Genomic DNA, 21,156 nt, shown 5'->3' with positions numbered 1-21,156 from the left:
GTGGCCGCGGAGCGAACTTACTTGACCGACCGTTCCGGATACGTCTAGGGTTCTCGACGTGGCCAGGACCAAGGAATTCGATCCGGACGCCGCGCTCCAGTCGGCCCTCGAACTGTTCTGGCGGCGCGGCTACGAGGCGACGTCGATGGCGGACCTCGTCGAGCACCTCGGCATCGGCCGCGCCAGCATCTACGCGACCTTCGGCAGCAAGCACGAGCTGTACCTGAAGGCCCTTGACCGGTACACCGAGACGCGCGACCCCTCGCTCCTCGCCGAGTTGTCCCAGCCGGGCCCCGCGCTGCCCGCGGTGCGGGCGGTGGTGCGCCGCTTCGCCGCCGAGGCCGCCTCCCCGGACGCCCGGCGCAGCGGCTGCTTCGTCACCAACACCGCGGCCGAACTGGCCCCGCACGACCCCGTGGCGGCCCGCCGGGTCGAGATCAGCTGGGAGCACGTCGAGACCCCGCTGCACTCCGCGCTCGTGCGGGCCCAGGCCCAGGGCGAGCTGCCCGCGGACCGCGACCCGCGGGCGCTGGCCCGCATGCTGCTCGTCCTGCTGCAGGGGGTGCGGATCGTCGGCAAGGCGTCGGACGACCCCGCCCGGGTGCGGGACGCGGCCGAACAGGCCCTGGCCCTGCTGGACTGACGCCCGCCCGCCGGAACCGCCGGCCACCCTTCCGCACGCCCGAATAATGAACCGATCGGTCAAATATCAGGGGGATGGCATGACCGCCACGGACACCGCCCGCGCCGCCACCACGCGGCAGCGATCGGCCTTCCTCCTCCTCGGCGGCATCCAGAGCGCGCTGATCTTCACGCTCGCCGCGCTCGCCGTACCGCTGCCCCTCATCGGGCGCGAACTCGCGCTGGAGCGCGCGGACCTGATCCTGCTCAGCGCCGCCTACGGACTGACCTTCGCCGGGCTGCTGCTCTTCGGCGGACGCCTCGCGGACCGCTGCGGCGGACGCCGCGCCCTCACCGCGGGCCTGGTCCTCTTCGCCACCGCCTCGGCCGCCGCCCCGTTCGCCCCCGGCTTCGGGGCACTGCTCGCGGCCCGCTTCGCGCAGGGCGCGGGGGCGGCCCTGACCGCGCCCGCCGCCATGGCCGTGCTGCGCGCCGTCTTCCCCTCCCCGTCCGCGTACGGCAGGGCGATGGCCACCTGGGGCGGGCTCTCGGTACTCGGCGCGACCGCGGGCAACCTGCTCGCCGGTGTCATCTCGGCGCTGCTGTCCTGGCGCTGGACCTTCGCCGTACCGCTCGTGGCGGCCCTCACGGCCCTCGCCCTCGCGCCCCGGCTGCTGCCGGACACCGCTCCCGGCCGGGGCAGGAGCCTCGACCTGCCCGGTGCCCTGCTCGCCACCGCCGGGATCACCCTGGCCAGTTACGGACTCGTCGTCACCGACGCCCGCCCCTGGTCGTCGGCCGGCGTGCTCGCGCCGCTGCTGGGCGGGACCGCGCTGCTGGCCGCGTTCCGGTACGCCGAACGCCGCGCCGGGGACCCGCTGTTGCCGCCCGGCTTCCTGCGCCACCGGCGGCGGGCCCTCGCGCTCGCGGCCATCGCGCTGACCGCCTGCGGAACCGGGATGACCTTCGTGGTCCTCTCGCTCCGGCTCCAGCAGACGCGCGACTGGTCGCAGTTGCAGACCTCGGCGGCGTTCGTCCCGTTCGCCGTCGCGCTGCTCGCCTCGGGCCGGGCGGCGGGACCGCTCACCGCCCGGTACGGGGCCCGGACCGTCACGGCGGCCGGGCTCGGCACCGGCGCGGTGGGGCTCGTCCTCCTCGCGCTCACCGGCATCGACGCGCACGTCCCGTACGGGTACGGGCTGCTGCCCGGCCTCGTGCTGCTGCCGGCCGGCGCGGCGGCCTCCTTCGCGGGAGCCGCCGTACTCGCCACCGAAGACGTGCCGCGGCAGCGGGCCGGGCTCGCGGGCGGTGTGCTGAACACCGCGATGGAGCTCGGCCCGACCGTCCTGTTCGCGTTCCTGCTCACGCTCGGCGGCGACGCCCGGCCCCTGGCCGCGACCGGCGTCGCCTGCGCCGCCGTGGCCCTCCTCGTCCACCGCACCCGGTAGTCCACCACCCAAGGGAGCCACCCGAATGAACCGCTTCACCGGCAGGACCGTCCTCGTCACCGGCGCGGGCTCCGGCCTCGGCCGCGCCGTCGCGCTCGCCTTCGCCGCCGAGGGCGCCTCCGTGGTCGCCGCGGGCCGCACCGCGGCCACCCTGGAGGAGACGGCCGCCCTCATCAGGGACGCCGGCGGCACGGCCACCGCCGTCACCGCCGACGTCACCGACTCCGGCCAGGTCGGGCACCTGGTGCGCGAGACCGTGGCCCGCCACGGCGGACTGGACGTCGCGGTCAACAACGCCGGGATACTCCGCGGCACCGTGGCCGCCGGCGAGGTGAGCGAGGAGGACTGGGACGCGGTGCTGCGCACCAACGTCACCGGCGTCTGGCTGGCCATGAAGCACGAGATCGCGCACATGAAGGACAACGGCGGCGGCGCCATCGTCAACGTCTCCTCCAACCTGGGCGCACACCTGAGGATCCCGCACGCCGCCGCGTACATCACCTCCAAGGCGGCGGTCTCCGCGCTGACCCGCGCCGCCGCCCTCGACCACGTCCACCAGGGCATCCGCATCAACGCCGTCAGCCCCGGCGCGGCCGCCGCCCCCATGTCGCTGCGGCCCGGCGAGACCGAGGCCGACCGCACCGAGCGGGTGAAGTCGGAGAACCCGCTCGGCCGGGTCGCGGAAGCCGAGGAAGTGGCGGCCGCGGTGCTCTACCTCGCCTCGCCCGCGGCCGGCGCGGTGGTCGGCACCGACCTGGTCATCGACAGCGGAGCCTCGGCCTGACGGTCCACCGGACTCCGGTGGTCCGGCGGCGCGCTCCGCCACGGCGGGCCGGGCCGCGTGCCCGTCCCGCCCCTCGGAGGGACCGGAGGGCCCGGAGGGGTCGGCGGGCCGGGAGTCAGCTCCCGACGCCCTCGCCCATGCTCTCCGCGCTGCGCTGCTGCGGGATCAGCGCCGGGCCCTGCTGGAGGGTCACGGTGCGGCTGGGGGCCGGGATGCGGATGCCCTCGGCGCGGTAGCGGCGGTGCAGGCGCTTGACGAACTCGTGCTTGATCCGGTACTGGTCGCTGAACTCGCCCACGCCGAGGATCACCGTGAAACCGATCCGGGAGTCGCCGAACGTGTGGAAGCGGATGGCCGGTTCGTGCTCGGGTACGGCCCCGGCCACGTCCTTCATGACCTCCGCGACCACCTCCGCGGTCACCCGCTCCACGTGCTCCAGGTCGGAGTCGTAGCCCACGCCCACCTGCACCAGCACGGTCAGGTTCTGCTCGGGGCGCGTGTAGTTGGTCATGTTGGCCTTGGCGAGCTGGCCGTTGGGGATGACCACCAGGTTGTTGGAGAGCTGGCGCACGGTCGTCTGGCGCCAGTTGATGTCCACGACGTAGCCCTCCTCACCGCTGCCGAGCCGGATGTAGTCGCCCGGCTGCACGGTCTTGGAGGCGAGGATGTGGACGCCCGCGAACAGGTTGGCGAGGGTGTCCTGGAGCGCCAGGGCGACGGCCAGACCGCCGACGCCCAGGGCGGTGAGCAGCGGCGCTATGGAGATCCCGAGGGTCTGCAGGACCACCAGGAAGCCGATCGCCAGGACCAGGACCCGGGTGATGTTCACGAAGATGGTCGCCGATCCCGCCACCCCCGAGCGGGACTGGGTGACCGACCGCACCAGGCCGGCGATCACCCGGGCCGCCGAGAACGTCACCACGACGATCAGCCAGACCTGGAGCCCCTGGTCGACCTGGTGCCGGACGCCGCGCAGCAGCGGCAGCACGGCCGCCGCGGCCGCCGCGCCGCCCGCGATCGCCGCCCAGGGGACGACCGAGCGCAGCGCGTCCACGATGACGTCGTCGCCGCTCCAGCGGGTCCGCTTGGCGTGCTTGGCGAGCCAGAGCAGCAAGGTGCGCGACAGGAAGGCGAGCAGCAGGCCCGCCGCCAGGGCGATGCCGGCGAGGACGAAGTCGTCCAGGGTGGGCGTGCGGTTCACCGGTCACCCCCGGGGCGCGCAGCCACGGCGGGAGGCCGGTCGTTCAGTCTCGTCACGTTGTCACCTGCTCGATGTCCGGAAAGTACGACCGCGCCGGCCGGAGGAACTCCGGTGACCGGCGCGCTCGTTCATCCTGCCGTATCCCGCACACCGGTCCGTACCGGAGGTGGCGGCTCCGGACCGCGGGCTCAGACGATGCCCTCCGCGAGATCCGCCTGGTCGCGGTCGTCGCCGTAGGCGGCGGTGGTGGGCGTGCCGTACGAGCGGCGGGCGACGTACCACCAGACGCTGGCGAGGAGCAGGACCGCGGCGAGCGCCACCACCGCGTAGTTCATCGACTCGACCGTGACCGGCGACGCCTGCGGCAGGCAGAACAGGATCGTCACGCAGGCCACCCACACGACCGCGACCCAGCCGATCGGCTTGCTCCAGCGGCCGAGCTGCCACGGACCCGGCCGGAACCGGTCGCCCGCGCGCAGCCGCAGGAAGACGGGGATGGCGTAGGCCGGGGTGATGCCGATGACGTTGATGGCGGTCACCGCCTGGTACGCGGTCGCCGAGTACAGCGAGGGCAGGGCGAGGACGCAGGCGACGCCGACGGACAGCCAGACGGCGGGGACCGGGGTCTGGGTGCGGGCGCTCACCTTGCGCCACAGGTGCGAGCCGGGCAGCGCCCCGTCCCGGCTGAACGCGAACACCATCCGGCTGGCCGCGGCGACCTCGGCGTTCCCGCAGAACAACTGGGCGACGATGACCACCAGGAGCAGCGCGCTGGCGCCGTCGGTGCCGAGGCCGTCGAGCATGATCTGGGCGGGCGGCACACCGGTGGCCGTGGTGCGCGTGCCCTCGTAGTCCTGGATGGCGAAGGTGAGACCGGCCAGCAGCACGAAGCCGGCGAGCCAGGACACCCAGATGGCGCGGACGATGCCGCGCGAGGCGGTCACCGAGGCGTGCGAGGTCTCCTCGGACAGGTGCGCGGAGGCGTCGTACCCGGAGAAGGTGTACTGCGCGAGGAGCAGGCCGATCGCCGCCACGTACAGCGGGTTCTCCCAGCCCGTCTCGTTGACGAACTTCGTGAACACGAAGGACGGCGACTGGTGGTGGTCGGGGATGATCGCCAGCGCGCCGACGATCAGCGCGACGCCCGCCAGGTGCCACCACACGCTGATCGAGTTGAGCAGGCTGACCAGGCGGACGCCGAACAGGTTCAGCACCGCGTGCAGCAGCAGCACGGCGCAGAAGATCAGCATGGTCTTGCCGGGCGTCGGCTCGAAGCCCCACTGGAGGTTGGCGAAGGCGCCGGCGAACAGGGCCGCGCCGTAGTCGATGCCGGCGATCGCGCCGAGCAGGCCGAGCAGGTTCAGCCAGCCGGTGTACCAGCCCCAGCGGCGGCCGCCGAGCCGGTCGGCCATGTAGTACAGGGCGCCGGAGGTCGGGTAGGCGCTGGTGACCTCGGCGAGCGCGAGACCGACGCACAGCACGAACAGGCCCACGCCGGCCCAGCCCCACAGCATCACGCCGGGTCCGCCGGTGTTGAGGCCGAAGCCGTACAGGGTCATGCAGCCGGACAGGATCGAGATCACCGAGAAGCTGATGGCGAAGTTGCCGAAGCCGCCCATGCGGCGGGCCAGCACCGGCCGGTAGCCGAGTTCGCGCAGGCGCTGCTCCTCGTCCTGCTGCGGCAGGCCGGGGGAGGGGGCGGACGAGGGGTCGGGGCTGGGGGACACGCGTGAACCTCCGGGACGGACAAGTGTCGAATGGGACTTTCCTGGGTGGAGCCGGGGACGTTCGGGCGGAGCGAAGGCGGAGCGGAGGTGGAGCGAAGGTGAAGCGAAGGCGGAGCGAAGGTGGAGCGAAGGACGTGCGGTGGTACGGGGACGCGGTGGAGCCGGGCGGGCGTGCGGGGCGGGGCGCCGGGGTGCGCGTGAGCGGGCGCCGGGGCCGGGGTCCGCGCGCGTGTCCGGCCCGGTCAGGGCCGGGAGCGCTCCCTGGCGGCCCGGCAGCGGTCCCTGGCCTGGACGAACACCTCCACGGCCCGGTCCCGGTCCCGGGTGCGGTACATCCAGGGCGGGGGCGTGAAGTAGGGGCCGATCGCGTCGAACACCCGGGCCGCGTCCGTGAACTGCAGGGAGCCCCACAGGGCGTGCGCCAGGTGGTTGAGGTCGGGCAGCGCGCGCTCGGCGGGCAGCGACCGCTCGAACCAGGCGCCCAGCGCGTGCCGGGCCTCGCGGGTCGCCTCCTCGGCCACCCAGTGCAGGTCCAGCGCCGCGTCGTGCCCGCTGTCCCGGCGGTAGCGCTCCACGCGGACGTACAGCGGCAGCACGTGCAGCGCGGAGCCGGCCGGGGCCCGGCCGGCGGCCCACTGCGCGTACCCGGCGGCCTCCGCGAGCCGGCCCGAGCCGCCGCGCACGTACAGGAACTGGAGCATCCGGTGGTGGGCCTCGCGGTTGAACGGGTCGCGTTCGTCGGCCGCGGCCAGCAGCCCCCAGGGCCCCGGCGGCAGCAGCGGCTCCGGCGGTCCGGTCCGGTGCTCCTCCCAGCGCTGCTCCGGATCGAGCTGGGACAGCGCGAGCAGGCACACCCAGGGCACGGGGTCCCGTGGCGCGGCCGCGGTGGCCGACTGGGCGGCGTCCCACGCCTCGATCCACAACTCGTGGGTGCGGCGGTGCTGTTCGCGGCGCGCCCGCAGCGCCCGCTCCACCCCGACCCGGGCGTGCATGACCGTGGCGTGGACGTTGCCGGGCTCCTCGGAGAGCCAGGCCCGCACCACGTCGGTGCCGGCCGCGGCCGTGGCGAGGACCTGTGTCCGCTGGGTCCACTGGCCCCACCGGGTGGTGTCGGCGAGGAGGGTGCGCATGGCCATCCAGCGGCCGGTGCGCAGGTCCTGGAGCGCGGCGCGCAGGGGCTGGTCGGGGCCGGCGGGGTCGTAGGAGGGACGTACTCCGTCTCTGGCCATCAGCCGCCGGCCCCCTGCCGCGGGCTCACGGGCGAGGTGGCGGGGTGACGTTGCAACAGCCCTCCCCTGGGCGGTGACGTTCGGTGTTCGTGTGGTCGCCCGTCACTATAGAGGCGCATGTGGCGACGTACCATTGTTGCCAAGTCAACCATCTCGCAAGGGGAGTTGACCAAGAAACGGAAAAGCTTGACGTCGGACCCGTACGGCGGCAGGCTGGCGCGGTGATCTTCAGGACCGGAGCGAAGGGCGCGCGATGACGGGGCCGGTGCTCGCCGTCGACCAGGGCACGTCCGGCACCAAGGCGCTCGTCGTGTGTCCCGAGCGCGGCGTCATCGGCACCGGGTTCGCCGCGGTCGGCCCCCGGTACCTGCCCGGCGGCCGGGTCGAGGTGGACCCGGCCGAGCTGTACGGCTCCGTGGTCGCCGCCGGCCGGCGCGCGCTCGCCGAGGCCGCCGAGGACGTCACCGCGGTCGGCCTCGCCAACCAGGGCGAGACCGTCCTCGCCTGGGACCCGGCCACCGGCCGCCCGCTGACCGACGCCCTGGTGTGGCAGGACCGGCGGGCCGAGTCCGTCTGCGCCGAACTCGGTGATCACGCCGAGGAGTTGCGTCGGCTGACCGGGCTGCCCCTCGACCCGTACTTCGCCGCGCCCAAGATGGCCTGGATCCGCCGCCACCTCACCCGCGAAGGCGTCGTCACCACCTCCGACGCCTGGCTGGTGCACCGGCTCACCGGCGCCTGGGTCACCGACGCCGCCACGGCCGGCCGCACCCAGCTCCTGGACCTGGACCGCGCCGAGTGGTCCCCGCGCGCCCTGGACCTGTACGGCCTGTCCGGCGAGCGGCTGCCCGAGGTCACCGACAACGCCCGGCCGGCCGGCACCACCACGGCGTTCGGCCCCGAGATCCCGCTGACCGGGCTGGCCGTCGACCAGCAGGCCGCCCTGCTGGCCCAGCGCGTCACCGCCCCGGGCACCGCCAAGTGCACCTACGGCACCGGCGCGTTCCTGCTCGCGCACACCGGCGACCGCCCCCGCCGCGGCGACTCCGGCCTGGTCAGCTGCGTGGCCTGGCGGCTCGCCGGACGCACCGGCTACTGCCTGGACGGGCAGGTCTACACGGCCGCCTCCGCCGTCCGCTGGCTCACCGGCCTCGGCGTCATCTCCGGCGCCGCCGACCTCGACCCGGTCGGCGGCACCGTCCCCGACAGCGGCGGCGTCACCTTCGTCCCGGCCCTCGCCGGGCTCGCCGCCCCCTGGTGGCGCGGCGACCTGCGCGGGTCCCTCACCGGACTCGGCCTCGACACCACCCCCGGGCACCTGGTGCGCGCGCTGTGCGAGGGGATCGCCGCCCAGGTCGCCGAACTCGCCGAGGCCGCCGCCGGCGACCTGGGCACCCCCCTGGACACGCTGCGCGTCGACGGCGGCCTCACCCGCTCCGCACTGCTCATGCAGACCCAGGCCGACCTGCTGCAACGCCCGGTCGAGGTGTCCGCGCTGCCCGACGCCACCGCGCTCGGCGCCGCCGTCCTCGCCCGCCTCGGCGCGGACCCCGCGCTGAGCGTCGAGGCGGCGCTGCCCGAATGGAGTCCCGCAGCCGTGTACGAGCCCCGCATCCCGGCCGGCCTGGCCGCCGAACGCCGCGCCGGCTTCCGCGCCGCCGTCACGGCCCTGCTCGGCCGGTGACCGTCACCGAGGGCGGCCCGCTGCCGTCGGCACCGTACGACGTGGTGGTCGTCGGCGCCGGCGTGGTGGGCTGCGCCATCGGGCGCGAACTCGCCCGCCACCCCCGGCTGCGCGTCGCCCTCGTCGAGGCCGGGGACGACGTCTGCCAGGGCACCTCCAAGGCCAACACCGCGATCCTGCACACCGGGTTCGACGCGGCCCCCGGCACCCTGGAGGCCCGGCTGGTCCGCCAGGGGTACGAGCGGCTCGGCGCCTACGCCGCCCGGACCGGCATCCCCGTCGAACGGACCGGCGCCCTGCTGGTCGCCTGGGACGAGGAGCAACGCGCCGCGCTGCCCCGGCTCGCCGAGAAGGCCCGGCGCAACGGCCGGCACGACACCGCCCTGCTGGGCCCCGGCGAACTGTACGCCCGCGAACCGCACCTCGGCCCCGGCGCGCTCGGCGCCCTGCACGTCCCGGGCGAGAGCATCATCTGCCCCTGGACGACGACCCTGGCCTACGCCACCGAGGCGGTGCGCGCCGGAACCGACCTGCACCTGAACACCGACGTGCGGGCCGCGGAGCGGACGGCCGACGGCCACCGGGTGACCACCGGCCGGGGCACCCTGCACACCCGGTACCTGGTCAACGCGGCCGGACTGCACGCCGACACCCTCGACCGCGCGCTCGGCCACGACGACTTCACCGTCACCCCGCGGCGCGGCCAGCTCCTGGTCTACGACAAGCTCGCCCGTCCCCTCGTCCGGCACATCCTGCTGCCCGTGCCGACCGCCCTCGGCAAGGGCGTCCTGGTCGCCCCGACCGTCTACGGCAACGTCCTGCTCGGCCCCACCGCCGAGGACCTGCCCGACAAGCGGGCCACCGAGTCCACCGCCGGCGCCCTGGCCGCGCTGCGGGACCAGGGCCGGCGCATCCTGCCCGCCCTGCTCGACGAGGAGGTCACCGCCGTGTACGCCGGCCTGCGCGCGGCGACCGGGCACGAGGACTACCGCGTCACCGCGCACCCGGAGCAGGCGTACGTCACCGTCGGCGGCATCCGCTCCACCGGCCTGACCGCCTCTCTGGCCATCGCCGCCCACGTCAGCGGCCTGCTGGCGGAGAGCGGCCTCGACCTCGGCCCGGTACGGGAGCCCGAGCCGGTCGCCATGCCCAACCTCGGCGAGGCTTTCCCGCGCCCCCACCAGCGCCCCGGCCTCGTCGCCGCCGACCCGGCGTACGGCACCCTCGTCTGCCACTGCGAGCGCGTCTCCCTGGGCGAGATCCGCGACGCACTCGCCAGTACGGTCCCGCCCCGCACCCTGGAGGGCCTGCGCCGCCGCACCCGGGCCCGGGCGGGCCGCTGCCAGGGGTTCTACTGCGGGGCCGCGGTGCGCGACCTGCTGGAAGGGGGCCGGACGTGACGGACCGGGACCCGCGGCCGCGCCGGACCGACGTCCTCGTCGTCGGCGCCGGTCCCGCCGGGCTCGCCGCAGCCGCGCGGCTGGCCGCCGCCGGTGCCGGGCGCGTGGAGGTGCTGGAGCGGGAGGCGGCGCCCGGGGGAGTGCCCCGGCACTGCGCGCACGGCGGCTTCGGCACCCGGACGCGCCCGCTCACCGGACCGGGGTACGCCCGCCTGCTCACCGAAGCCGCCGAGCGGGCCGGCGCCACGCTCCGCACCGGGGTGACGGCACTGGAGTGGGCCCCGGCCGGCCCCGTCCTCACCACCGTCGGCCCCGGCGGATCGGAAACCGTCGAGGCACGGGCGGTCGTCCTCGCCACGGGCGCCCGCGAACGGCCGCGCACCGCCCGCCTGGTGCCCGGCACCCGGCCGGCCGGCGTCTACACCACCGGCGAACTCCAGCAGTCCGTCCACCTGTTCGGGCAGACCATCGGCACCCGCGCGGTCGTGGTGGGCGCCGAGGACGTCTCCTACGCGGCCGCGGGCACCCTGCGCGCGGCCGGCGTCGAGGTGGTCGCCCTGGTCACCGAGCACCCGCGCGCCCAGAGCGGCCGGGGCCGCGCCCAGGCGGCCCGGCTGCGCCACGGCATCCCGCTGCTGACCGGCACCACCGTCGCCGAACTGCTGGGCCGCGGACGGCTGTCCGGCGTCCGCGTCCGGCACCGGGACGGCCGTACGGCCGTCCTGCCCTGCGACACCGTGGTGTTCACCGGCGACTTCGTGCCCGACCACGAACTGGCCCGCCGCGGCGGCCTCGTCATGGACCCCGGCACCCGGGGCCCCGCCGTCGACGGCCTGGCGCACACCTCCCGCCCCGGGGTGTTCGCCGCCGGGAACCTGCTGCACGCCGTCGAGCCCGCGGCCGCCGCGGCCCGCGAGGGCGCCCGGGCGGGCCGCGCGGTCCTGGACTTCCTGGCGGGCGCCCCCTGGCCGGACCCGGGCCTCGCGGTCGCCGTCGCGGAGCCGCTGCGCTGGATCGCCCCGAACCGCGTCGTCCCGGCCGCCGCGCCCGCCCGGTACGTCCTGCGGACCGCGACCCCGCTGCCGCACCCCGTCCTGTACGTCCGCCAGGACGGCCGCCTGCTGCACCGCGAGCGGCTCGGCCCCGGCACCGCCCTGCCGAACCGCACCCTGACCCTCACCGCCCGCTGGCACGACCACGTCGACCCCACGGGCGGGGAGATCAGGGTGACCACCGCCTGACGGCCCGACGCCCCGTATCCGCCCCCTCCGGCCCGGCACCTCCCGCGTCGGGTGCCCCGGCCCCTTGCGGGCGCACGTCGGGGGCCCGCCCCCGCCCCGGGGCTCTGCCCACCGCTCCACCCGGCCCGTGCTCCGCGGAAGGTGCCGCCCTCACCCACGGCACCGCCGCCCGGGCGCCGTCGTCCGCCTCGAACTCCCGGAACGCCCCTGCGGGCGGCAGCCGAGAAGGAGCGCCCCCGTGGTGGTCCGCGCGGAGCGGCCCCACCGTGCCTCAGATGACCTTCCGCCGCAGCAGGGCCCCCAGCGTCAGCGCCCCCGGCACCAGCGGCACCCACACCGTGATGATCCGGTAGGCCAGCACCACGGCCGTGGCCACCGTCGCCGGGCCGCCCACCGCGACCAGCGCCACGATCAGCGCCGCCTCGACGGAACCGAGCCCGCCCGGCGTGGGCACCAGGGCCACCGCGACCGTCGCCGCCAGGTAGGCGAGCGCCGTGTGGGCGGCCGGCACCGGCAGCCGCAGGGCCTGGCCGACCGCGGCGAGCCCGGCCGCCTGGAGCGCGGGGAAGGCCAGCGAGCCACCCCACAGCGCCAGGGCGCGGGCCGGCCGCGTGTGCACCGACCGCGCCTCGCCGAGGGCGGCCCGCAGGAAGGCGGAGACCCGGACGCGCAGCGGCCGGACGAGCACCGGCACGGCCCCGAGGGCGACCAGCAGGCCGGCCGCGCCCAGCAGCAGCGGCAGCCCGGGGCCGTCCGGCGGCAGGACCCCGGGCCGCAGCGCGTCCGGGAACGCGACGAGCAGCACGGCCAGCAGACCCAGCCGGCCCACGCCCTCCGCGAACAGGTACAGGGCGAGTGCCGCCGAGGAACCGGCCGGCGGCACCCCGCACACGCTCATGAAGCGCAGGTTCACCGCGCCGGCGCCGAGCCCGGTGGGCAGCAGGTGGTTGGCCGAGGCCGCCGCGAACTGGGTGGCCAGCAGCCGGCCCTTCGGCAGCGGCTGCACCACCGCGCCCTGCCGGGTGACGGCCGCGGCCACCCAGGTCAGGCAGGTGGCGCCGGCCGCGGCGAGCAGCCACGGCCAGGAGGCGGTGCGCAACTGGCCGAAGCCCTCGGCGAGCATCGAGCGGTGCCGGACGGCGGCCACGGCGACGAGCACGACCGGCACCAGGCACAGCACCCGGCGGACGGCCGCGCGGCGGGGGAGTCGATCCCGGGGCGGCGGGGGGAGCGGGACGGCGGTCACACCGCCACAGGTTCGCGGCACCGTGCCAACGGCGGATGGCGGGACCGCGGACGGCGGCTTACCGGGTGCGGTCGCCGGGGTCCCGGCCGGCCGCGAGGCACCGGGCCGGGGTGAAAAATCCGCGGACGTTGACCTCGACGATGCTTCAGGTTCTACGGTTTGGACATGAGCATGGAGACCACCGCCTGGACGCAACTGCACAGCGTGATGACCGCGCAGTCCGAGCGTCGCCCGTTCGCCCGCGCCACACTGCGCCGCATCGCCGCCTTCGCCCGCCCGCACCGCGCGGGCATCGTCCGCTTCGTCCTGCTGGGGGTGGTGACCGCACTGCTCGCCGTCGCGACCCCGGTGCTCGCCGGCCGCGTCGTCGACGCGATCGTGGCCGGGCACGACTCCGGGACCGTGGTGCGGCTCTCCCTGCTGATCGCGCTCGTGGCGCTCGCGGAGGCGGGGCTCGGCATCCTCGGCCGGCGCCTGTCGGCGACGCTCGGGGAGGGACTCATCCTCGACCTCAGAACGGCCGTGTTCGATCACGTGCAGCGCATGCCGGTCGCGTTCTTCACCCGTACCCGCACGGGCGCGCTGGTCAGCCGGCTCAACAACGACGTGATCGGCGCCCAGCGGGCCTTCGCCAACACGCTCTCCGGAGTGGTCAGCAACCTGGTGACCCTGGTGCTCACGCTCGCGGTGATGCTCACGCTGTCCTGGCAGATCACCCTGCTCGCGCTGTTGCTGCTGCCGGTGTTCGTGCTGCCCGCCCGCCGCATGGGGAGCCGGATGGCCCGCATGCAGCGGGAGGCGGCGGCGCTGAACGCGGCCATGGGGACCCGGATGACCGAGCGGTTCTCCGCCCCCGGCGCCACCCTGGTCAAGCTCTTCGGCCGCCCGGAGGAGGAGTCGGCGGAGTTCGCGGCCCGCGCCGCCCTGGTCCGGGACATCGGGGTGCGCACCGCGACCGCCCAGTCCGTCTTCATCACCGCCCTCACCCTGGTCTCCGCCCTCGCCCTGGCCCTCGTCTACGGACTCGGCGGCTGGTTCGCGCTGCGCGGCACCCTGGAGCCCGGCGCGGTGGTCGCCCTCGCCCTGCTGCTGACCCGCCTGTACGCCCCGCTGACCTCGCTCGCCGGGGCCCGGGTCGAGGTGATGAGCGCGCTGGTCAGCTTCGAGCGGGTCTTCGAGGTGCTCGACCTGCGGCCGCTGATCGAGGAGAAGCCGGACGCCCGCGAGGTCCCCGAGGGCCCGGTCGCCGTCGAGTTCGACGACGTCCGCTTCGCCTATCCGGCCGCCGACCAGGTCTCCCTCGCCTCCCTGGAGGAGGTCGCCGCCCTCGACACGCGCGGCGGCGCCGAGGTCCTGCACGGCATCTCCTTCCGCGCCGAAGCCGGCCGGACCGTCGCCCTGGTCGGCTCCTCCGGCGCCGGCAAGTCGACCATCGCCCAGCTCCTGCCGCGCCTGTACGACGTCGACGCGGGCGCGGTCCGCATCGGCGGGACCGACGTGCGGGACCTGACCGCCGCCTCGCTGCGGGCGACCCTCGGCATGGTCACCCAGGACGGCCACCTGTTCCACGACACCGTCCGCGCCAACCTGCTGCTGGCCCGCCCCGGCGCCGGTGACGACGAGCTCTGGGACGTGCTCGGCCGCGCCCGCCTCGCCGACGTGGTGCGGTCCCTGCCCGACGGCCTGGACACGGTCGTCGGCGAGCGCGGCTACCGGCTTTCCGGCGGCGAACGCCAGCGCATGACCATCGCCCGGCTGCTGCTGGCCCGCCAGCGCGTGGTCATCCTGGACGAGGCCACCGCCCACCTGGACAACACTTCCGAGGCCGCCGTCCAGGAGGCGCTCACCGAGGCCCTGGAGGGCCGCACCGCCGTGGTCATCGCCCACCGGCTGTCCACGGTCCGGGCCGCCGACCAGATCCTGGTCGTGGAGTCCGGCCGGATCGTGGAGCGCGGCACCCACGAGGAGCTCCTGGCGGCGGCCGGCCGGTACGCCGAACTGCACCGGACCCAGTTCGCCGGCCGCGGGGACGCGGCACCGGTGGCGGCGGAGGCCGCGGTCCCGGCGGCGGGGTGAGAGCCGCCCGCGCCGGCCGCCCGAGCCGCGGGACGGCCGCCGGAGGTGTGAGCCGGGCGTCTCCTGGATACGCGGTGTGGGCGGCAGACCCCTCTCCGGAAGGTCATCCCGGCCATGACCAGCGCATCCCAGCCCGGCCACGACTCCGAGGTCACCCTCCGGGTCAACGGCAAACCCCACACCCTGCGCGTCGACCACCGGCGCGTCCTGCTCGACGTGCTCCGTGAGGACCTGGACCTCACCGGCTCCAAGAAGGGCTGCGACCACGGCCAGTGCGGCGCCTGCACCGTACTGGTCGACGGGCGCCGCCTGAACGGCTGTCTGCTGCTCGCGGTCACCCTCGACGGCAGCGACATCACCACCGTCGAGGGCCTCGGCGGCGACGGCGAGGAACCGCACCCGCTCCAGCGGGCCTTCCAGGACCGCGACGCCTTCCAGTGCGGCTACTGCACCCCCGGGCAGCTCTGCTCGGCCGTGGGCATGCTCGCCGAGGCCGCGGCCGGCCACCCCTCCCACGTCACCGGCCCGGCGGCTCCCTCCGGCGGACCCGTCCCGCTGGACCGGACCGAGATCCGCGAACGGATGAGCGGCAACCTGTGCCGCTGCGGCGCCTACCCCCGCATCGTCGAGGCGATCGAGGACGTGATCGAGTGAACGGCTTCGGATACCTCAGGCCCGGTGGTGTCGAGGAGGCCGTCGAGGCGTACGCCGCCCGGCCCGGCGCCCGCTACCTGGCAGGCGGCACCAACCTCGTCGACCTGCTGAAACTCGGCGTGGAGCGGCCCGACACCCTCATCGACGTGGGACGGCTGCCGCTGGACACCGTCGAGGAGCTGGCCGACGGCTCCCTGCGCGTCGGCGCCACCGTCCGCAACAGCGACCTCGCCGCCGACCCGCGCGTCCGCGACCGCTACCCGGCCCTGTCCCAGGCACTCCTCGCGGGCGCCTCCGCGCAGCTCCGCAACGCCGCCACCACCGGGGGCAACCTGCTCCAGCGCACCCGCTGCCCCTACTTCCAGGACCTGGGCAAACCCTGCAACAAACGGGAGCCGGGCAGCGGCTGCGGCGCCCGCGACGGCGTCCACCGCGACCACGCGGTCCTCGGCCACTCCGAGCAGTGCATCGCCACCCACCCCTCCGACATGGCCGTCGCCCTCGCCGCCCTCGACGCCCAGGTGGAGCTGTACGGCCCCGACGGCGCCCGGCGCCTGCCGGCCGCCGACTTCCACCGCCTGCCCGGCGAGCACCCCGAACGGGACACCTGGATCCGCCCCGGCGAACTCGTCACCGGCGTGCTGCTCCCGGCCGCCACGGCCGGTGTCCCCTCCGCCTACCGCAAGGCCCGCGACCGGGCGTCGTACGCCTTCGCCCTCGCCTCCGTCGCCGTCGCCCTGCGGGTCACCGACGGGATCGTCGACCAGGTGGGCGTCGCCTTCGGCGGGCTCGCCCACCGCCCCTGGCGGGCCCGGCACACCGAGCTGGCCCTGCTGGGCGCCCCCGCCACCCCCGCCGCCTTCGAAGGGGCCGTGGCACTCGAACTCGCCCACGCCGAGCCGCTGCGGGACAACGCCTTCAAGGTGCCCCTCGCCCGCAACCTCGCCCTGGACGTCCTGAACCGTCTCGCCCCGGCACCCGCGGCGGCCTAGCCCGCACAGCCCGCACAGGAAGGCCCCCCATGACCGGCACGACCGGCACGACCGGCACCGCCCTGGGCGCCCCCGCCGAGCGCCGGGAAGGACGCCAGAAGACCACCGGCACCGCCCGCTACGCGGCCGAGTACGCCCCGCCCGGCCGCGTCCACGCCTGGCCCGTGCCGGCCGCGGTGACGCACGGCCGGGTCACCGGCGTCGACACCTCGGCCGCCCTCGCCCTGCCCGGCGTCCTCGCCGTCCTCACCCCCGGGGACGCGGCCGGACTCACCGCACCCGAGGACGCCATGCTCGCCGTCCTCCGCGACCCGGACGTGCCGCACCGGGGCTGGTGCGTCGCCCTGGCCGTCGCCACCACGCCCGAACAGGCCCGCGCCGCCGCCCGGGCCGTCCGGGTCGGCTACGCCACCGCACCCCACGACCTCCGCCTCGTCGAGGGCCACCCGGACGCCCACGCGCCGGACGAGGTCGCCGGCGGCCCCGGCCGCGTCGAGCACGGCGACCCCGAGGCCGCCTTCGAGCGGGCCGACGTCCGCGTCGACGTCACCTACCGCACCCCGCCGCTGCACAACCACCCCATGGAGCCGCACGCCAGCACGGCGCACTGGGACGGGGACCGGCTCACCGTCTACACCTCCAGCCAGGGCGGCACGACCGTGCGGTCCACCCTGGCCGGGCTCTTCGGGGTGCCCGAGGAGCAGGTCACCGTCGTCACCGAGCACGTCGGCGGCGGCTTCGGCTCCAAGGGCACCCCGCGCCCCGACGTCGTGCTCGCCGCACTCGCCGCCCGGCGCACCGGCCGGCCCGTCACCCTGGCCTGGCCCCGCCGCGACCTGCCCACCACGGTCGGCCACCGCGCCCCCACCGTGCAGCGGCTGCGGCTCGGCGCCCGCCCGGACGGCCGGCTCACCGCCCTGCTGCACGAGGTGACCACCCAGACCTCCCGGGTGAAGGAGTTCGTGGAGCAGGCAGCGGTGGTCTCCCGGGTCATGTACGCCACCCCGGACCTGCGCAGCTCCCACCAGGTGGTGCCGCTGGACGTGCCCACCCCGTCCTGGATGCGGGCCCCCGGCGAGGCGTCCGGCATGTACGCCCTGGAGTCCGCCGTGGACGAACTCGCCGACGCGCTCGGCACGGACCCCGTGGAACTGCGCCTGCGCAACGAACCCGAACGGGAACCCGGCAGCGGCAAGCCGTTCAGCAGCCGGAACGTGGTGGCGTGCCTGCGCGAGGGCGCCCGCCGCTTCGGCTGGGCCGGCCGCGACCCGCGCCCCGGGACGCGGCGCGAGGGCCCGCTGCTCCTGGGCACCGGAGTCGCCGCCGCCACCTACCCCGTGCAGGTCGCCCCGTCCGGCGCCGCCGTCGAGGCCCGGCCCGACGGCACCTTCGTGGTCCGGGTCGACGCGGCCGACATCGGCACCGGCGCCCGTACCGTCCTCGCCCAGATCGCCGCGGACGCCCTCGGCGTCCCCCTGGACCGGGTGCGCACCGAGGTCGGCAACAGCGACCTGCCGTGGGCCCCGCTCGCCGGGGGCTCCTCCGGCACCGCCTCCTGGGGCTGGGCCGTGCACGAGGCGTGCGCCCGGCTCGCCGCCCACCCCGAACAGGGCCCCGTCGTCCGCGCCGACACCACCGGGCAGGCCGATGCCGACAGCCCCTACGCCCGGCACGCGTTCGGCGCGCACTTCGCCGAGGTCGCCGTCGACACCGTCACCGGCGAGGTCCGGGTCCGCCGGCTGCTCGGCGTCTTCGCCGGCGGCCGGATCCTCAACGCCCGCACCGCCCGCTCCCAGTTCACCGGCGCCATGATCATGGGGCTCGGCATGGCCCTCACCGAACACAGCACCCTGGACCCGGCGTTCGGCGACTTCCCCGAGGCCGACCTCGCCTCCTACCACGTGCCCGTCCACGCCGACGTCCCCGACATCGAGGCCGACTGGATCGACGAGGAAGACCCCCACCTCAACCCCATGGGCAGCAAGGGCATCGGGGAGATCGGCATCGTCGGCACCGCCGCCGCGCTCGGCAACGCCGTGCACCACGCCACCGGCATCCGCTTCCGCGAACTGCCCCTCACCCCCGACCGAGTGCTCGCCGGCCTGCTGTCCGAAGGCTGACGGTGACCGGGCCCACCTGGGAGTACGCCGGCTACCGGCCCGCGGAGGAACGCCTGCGGGAGTCCCTGTGCACCCTCGGCAACGGCTACTTCGCCACCCGCGGCGCGCTGCCCGAGTGCACCGCGGACGAGGTCCACTACCCCGGCACCTACGCGGCCGGCCACTACAACCGGCTCACCTCCGAGGTGGCCGGGCGCCGGGTCGAGAACGAGGAGATGGTCAACCTGCCCAACTGGCTGCCGCTGCGCTACCGGCCCGCGGGCGGCAACTGGCTCACCCCGGACACCGCCGCCGTCCTCGAACACCACCAGGTCCTCCACCTCGGCCCCGGCCTGCTGGAGCGCCGCACCCGCTACGCGCTCGACGCCGGCACGCTCCTCGTCCGGCAACTGCGCCTGGTCCACCTCGGCGATCCCCACCTCGCCGCCCTGCGCACCGAGTTCACCGTCACCGGGGAGCCGGTCGACCTGGACGTGGAGGCCGCGCTGGACGGCAGCGTCACCAACGCCGGCGTGGCCCGCTACCGGGAGCTGGACGGCCGGCACCTCACCCACGTCCACGCCGGCACCCGCGCGCCCGGCACGGTCTGGCTGCGCTGCCGCACCCGCACCTCCGACATCCGCGTCGGGCTGGCCTGCCGGCTGACCACCGAGGCACCCGTCACCCACACGAACGAGGCCCACCGCGCCGTACAGCGGCTGCGGCTGCGGATGCCGCCCGGACGGACCGCCACCGTCGACAAGACCGTCGCCCTGCACACCTCCCACGACCCGGCCATCAGCGACCCGCTGTGCGCGGCCGCCGACCGGGTCGCCGCCGCACCCGGGTTCCACGAACTGGCGCGCACCCACCGCGAGGCCTGGGAACTGCTGTGGGGGCGCACCGAACTCGACGTGCCCGGCGAGGCCGGCGACATCCTGCGCCTGCACCTGTTCCACGTACTGCAGACCCTTTCGCCGCACACCGCCGACCTGGACGTCGGCGTGCCCGCCCGCGGACTGCACGGCGAGGCCTACCGGGGCCACGTCTTCTGGGACGAGCTCTTCGTCCTGCCCTACCTCAACCTGCACCTGCCCGAGGTGTCCCGGGCCCTGCTGCGCTACCGGCACCGGCGGCTCGGCGCCGCCTGCCAGGCGGCCCGCGACCTCGGCAGGCGCGGCGCGCTCTACCCCTGGCAGAGCGGCAGCGACGGCCGCGAGGAGACCCAGCGACTGCACCTCAACCCGCGCTCCGGCCGCTGGCTGCCCGACCACACCCGGCTCCAGCACCACGTCGGCTCGGCCGTGGCATACAACGTCTGGCAGTACTGCGAGGCCACCGGCGACGCCGAGTTCCGGCACGGCGAGGGCGCCGAGATGCTCCTGGAGGTCGCCCGCTTCTGGGCCGACTCCGCGACCTGGGACGACCACCTCGGCCGGTACCGCATCCGGGGCGTGGTCGGCCCCGACGAGTACCACGACGCCTACCCCGGCGCCGACCGCCCGGGCCTGGACGACAACGCGTACACCAACGTCACCGCCGCCTGGGTGCTCACCCGCGCCCTGGAACTGCTCGCCGGACTGCCCGAGCCGCGCCGCCGCGAACTCACCGGGCACGGCGGACCGGCCGAGACCGAGACCGACCGCTGGGAGGAGGTCTCCCGGGGGCTGCACATCCCCTTCCACGACGGGGTGATCAGCCAGTTCGACGGCTACGGCGACCTGGCCGAGCTGGACTGGGAGGGCTACCGCGAACGATACGACGACATCCGGCGCCTCGACCGGATCCTGGAGGCCGAGGGCGACACCGTCAACCGGTACAAGGCGTCCAAGCAGGCCGACGTCCTGATGCTCGGCTACCTCTTCTCCCCCCTCGAACTCCGTTCCCTGTTCCGGCGGCTGGGCCACCCGCTGGACGAGCACACCTGGTCCGCGACCGTCGACCACTACCTGCACCGCACGAGCCACGGCTCCACCCTGAGCGGCCTGGTCCACGGCTGGGTCCTGGCCCGCGCCCGCCGCTCCGGCGCCTGGGGCTTCGTGCAGGAGGCGCTGCGCGGCGACATCGCCGACCTCCAGGGCGGCACCACCGGGGAGGGCGTCCACCTCGGCGCGATGGCCGGCACCCTCGACCTCGTCCAGCGCGGCCTGACCGGCCTGGAGACCGGCGGCGGCGCCCTCTGCCTGGACCCCGTGCCGCTGCCCGAACTGTCCTCCTACGGCTTCACCATCCGCTACCACGGCCACTGGGGTGTCCGGCTGCGGCTGCGCAGCGACCTGCTGGAGATCGCCGTACCGGAGTCCGACCGCGCCCCCATCGACATCCGCGTACGCGACCGGGCGGTGCCCGTGGGGCCGGGGGAGACGGTCCGGCTGGTGCCGCCCGACTGAGGTCCGGGCGCGTCCGGTTCGACATTCCCCGACGTACCAGTAGATTTCCAGCCACCGTTTTGAGAGGTGTCCGGCAGACGGGGGCAGAGGATGAGCACGCACGGCCGCGCCGCGGTGTCGCCCGGGACCGCGCGGCCGCACGCGTCGCCCCGGCTCGCCCGACCCGGCCCGGTGACCGACCACACCGGGGTCCTGCCCGGCCTGCGCCCGGCCGCGCCCGCGCTCCCGGCGTCCGGTGCGCGGCCGGGCGCCCTGTTCGGCCCCGAGCACGGGCTGCACGGCACCGCGCAGGCCGGCGGGAGCGAGAGCGCCCGCACCGGCCCCGCCACCGGACTTCCGGTCCGCGACGCCTTCCGGCGCTCCG

Annotated in this window: 16 protein-coding genes; 12 read left to right on the top strand and 4 right to left on the bottom strand. The window is 75.7% G+C overall.

From position 1 onward, the window contains the following. Positions 1-58 precede the first annotated feature (58 nt). The 3 genes from ACZ4K2_RS01885 (at position 59) to ACZ4K2_RS01875 (ending at position 2,853) form a co-directional block, all read left to right on the top strand. A complete protein-coding gene (locus tag ACZ4K2_RS01885) occupies positions 59-643 on the top strand; it encodes a TetR/AcrR family transcriptional regulator (RefSeq protein WP_467472420.1) in 585 nt (194 codons plus the stop codon). Positions 644-722: 79 nt separating this feature from the next. Beyond that, positions 723-2,069 carry an MFS transporter gene (locus ACZ4K2_RS01880; RefSeq protein WP_467472423.1) on the top strand — a complete coding sequence of 449 codons (1,347 nt, stop codon included), beginning with the start codon at positions 723-725 and terminating at the stop codon, positions 2,067-2,069. Between the two features lie 25 nt (positions 2,070-2,094). Further along, positions 2,095-2,853, top strand: a complete 759-nt coding sequence (locus tag ACZ4K2_RS01875) for an SDR family NAD(P)-dependent oxidoreductase (protein ID WP_467472425.1) — start codon at positions 2,095-2,097, stop codon at positions 2,851-2,853. 115 nt (positions 2,854-2,968) lie between these two features. Here the strand turns inward: ACZ4K2_RS01875 and ACZ4K2_RS01870 are convergent, their stop codons facing one another. The 3 genes from ACZ4K2_RS01870 to ACZ4K2_RS01860 form a co-directional block, all read right to left on the bottom strand. Continuing rightward, entirely contained in the window at positions 2,969-4,054 is a 1,086-nt protein-coding gene (locus ACZ4K2_RS01870; protein ID WP_467472426.1) for a mechanosensitive ion channel family protein, read from the bottom strand. Positions 4,055-4,242: 188 nt separating this feature from the next. Beyond that, positions 4,243-5,781, bottom strand: a complete 1,539-nt coding sequence (locus ACZ4K2_RS01865; RefSeq protein ID WP_467472428.1) for an amino acid permease — start codon at positions 5,779-5,781, stop codon at positions 4,243-4,245. 242 nt (positions 5,782-6,023) lie between these two features. Next, entirely contained in the window at positions 6,024-7,010 is a 987-nt protein-coding gene (locus tag ACZ4K2_RS01860; protein ID WP_467472429.1) for a hypothetical protein, read from the bottom strand. A 253-nt stretch (positions 7,011-7,263) separates the two neighbouring features. Between ACZ4K2_RS01860 and ACZ4K2_RS01855 the strand changes: the two genes are divergently transcribed. The 3 genes from ACZ4K2_RS01855 to ACZ4K2_RS01845 are packed head-to-tail and all read left to right on the top strand — an operon-like array spanning position 7,264 to position 11,335. Further along, entirely contained in the window at positions 7,264-8,694 is a 1,431-nt protein-coding gene (locus tag ACZ4K2_RS01855; protein ID WP_467472432.1) for an FGGY family carbohydrate kinase, read from the top strand. After that, positions 8,691-10,094 carry an FAD-dependent oxidoreductase gene (locus ACZ4K2_RS01850; protein ID WP_467472434.1) on the top strand — a complete coding sequence of 468 codons (1,404 nt, stop codon included), beginning with the start codon at positions 8,691-8,693 and terminating at the stop codon, positions 10,092-10,094. Before ACZ4K2_RS01855 ends, ACZ4K2_RS01850 begins: the two co-directional genes overlap by 4 nt. Continuing rightward, positions 10,091-11,335, top strand: coding sequence for an NAD(P)/FAD-dependent oxidoreductase (locus ACZ4K2_RS01845; RefSeq protein ID WP_467472436.1), 1,245 nt, complete (start codon positions 10,091-10,093; stop codon positions 11,333-11,335). Before ACZ4K2_RS01850 ends, ACZ4K2_RS01845 begins: the two co-directional genes overlap by 4 nt. A gap of 271 nt (positions 11,336-11,606) precedes the next feature. Here ACZ4K2_RS01845 and ACZ4K2_RS01840 read toward each other — a convergent pair whose 3' ends face one another. Beyond that, entirely contained in the window at positions 11,607-12,581 is a 975-nt protein-coding gene (locus tag ACZ4K2_RS01840) for a lysylphosphatidylglycerol synthase transmembrane domain-containing protein (RefSeq protein WP_467472438.1), read from the bottom strand. A gap of 165 nt (positions 12,582-12,746) precedes the next feature. Here ACZ4K2_RS01840 and ACZ4K2_RS01835 point away from each other — a divergent pair, with 165 nt between their 5' ends. The 6 genes from ACZ4K2_RS01835 to ACZ4K2_RS01810 form a co-directional block, all read left to right on the top strand. Continuing rightward, positions 12,747-14,657, top strand: coding sequence for an ABC transporter ATP-binding protein (locus ACZ4K2_RS01835; RefSeq protein ID WP_467472441.1), 1,911 nt, complete (start codon positions 12,747-12,749; stop codon positions 14,655-14,657). Positions 14,658-14,771: 114 nt separating this feature from the next. Then, complete coding sequence (locus ACZ4K2_RS01830) at positions 14,772-15,311, top strand: (2Fe-2S)-binding protein (RefSeq protein ID WP_467472444.1); 540 nt, start codon at positions 14,772-14,774, stop codon at positions 15,309-15,311. Further along, positions 15,308-16,303 (top strand): FAD binding domain-containing protein, encoded by a 996-nt coding sequence (locus tag ACZ4K2_RS01825; RefSeq protein ID WP_467472446.1) that lies wholly within the window; start codon positions 15,308-15,310, stop codon positions 16,301-16,303. The genes ACZ4K2_RS01830 and ACZ4K2_RS01825 overlap by 4 nt, the downstream gene beginning before the upstream one ends. 29 nt (positions 16,304-16,332) lie before the next feature. After that, entirely contained in the window at positions 16,333-18,423 is a 2,091-nt protein-coding gene (locus ACZ4K2_RS01820) for a xanthine dehydrogenase family protein molybdopterin-binding subunit (RefSeq protein WP_467472448.1), read from the top strand. Further along, positions 18,420-20,792: a glycoside hydrolase family 65 protein gene (locus ACZ4K2_RS01815; protein WP_467472824.1), complete on the top strand. Its 2,373-nt coding sequence runs from the start codon at positions 18,420-18,422 to the stop codon at positions 20,790-20,792. The genes ACZ4K2_RS01820 and ACZ4K2_RS01815 overlap by 4 nt, the downstream gene beginning before the upstream one ends. A gap of 90 nt (positions 20,793-20,882) precedes the next feature. Then, positions 20,883-21,156, top strand: a 274-nt coding sequence (locus ACZ4K2_RS01810; RefSeq protein ID WP_467769936.1) for an exo-beta-N-acetylmuramidase NamZ domain-containing protein, incomplete at its 3' end; no start/stop codon positions are given.

The organism is Streptomyces sp. NPDC025833, from assembly GCF_055558055.1.
This window is presented reverse-complemented; position numbering and strand designations above follow the sequence as displayed.

Excerpts from the sequence above, each read along its gene's own strand:
- ACZ4K2_RS01880 (WP_467472423.1), top strand. The coding sequence starts at position 723 with ATGACCGCCACGGACACCGCCCGCGCCGCCACCACGCGGCAGCGATCG.
- ACZ4K2_RS01875 (WP_467472425.1), top strand. The coding sequence starts at position 2,095 with ATGAACCGCTTCACCGGCAGGACCGTCCTCGTCACCGGCGCGGGCTCC.
- ACZ4K2_RS01860 (WP_467472429.1), bottom strand. The coding sequence starts at position 7,010 with ATGGCCAGAGACGGAGTACGTCCCTCCTACGACCCCGCCGGCCCCGAC.
- ACZ4K2_RS01855 (WP_467472432.1), top strand. The coding sequence starts at position 7,264 with ATGACGGGGCCGGTGCTCGCCGTCGACCAGGGCACGTCCGGCACCAAG.
- ACZ4K2_RS01835 (WP_467472441.1), top strand. The coding sequence starts at position 12,747 with ATGAGCATGGAGACCACCGCCTGGACGCAACTGCACAGCGTGATGACC.
- ACZ4K2_RS01830 (WP_467472444.1), top strand. The coding sequence starts at position 14,772 with ATGACCAGCGCATCCCAGCCCGGCCACGACTCCGAGGTCACCCTCCGG.
- ACZ4K2_RS01820 (WP_467472448.1), top strand. The coding sequence starts at position 16,333 with ATGACCGGCACGACCGGCACGACCGGCACCGCCCTGGGCGCCCCCGCC.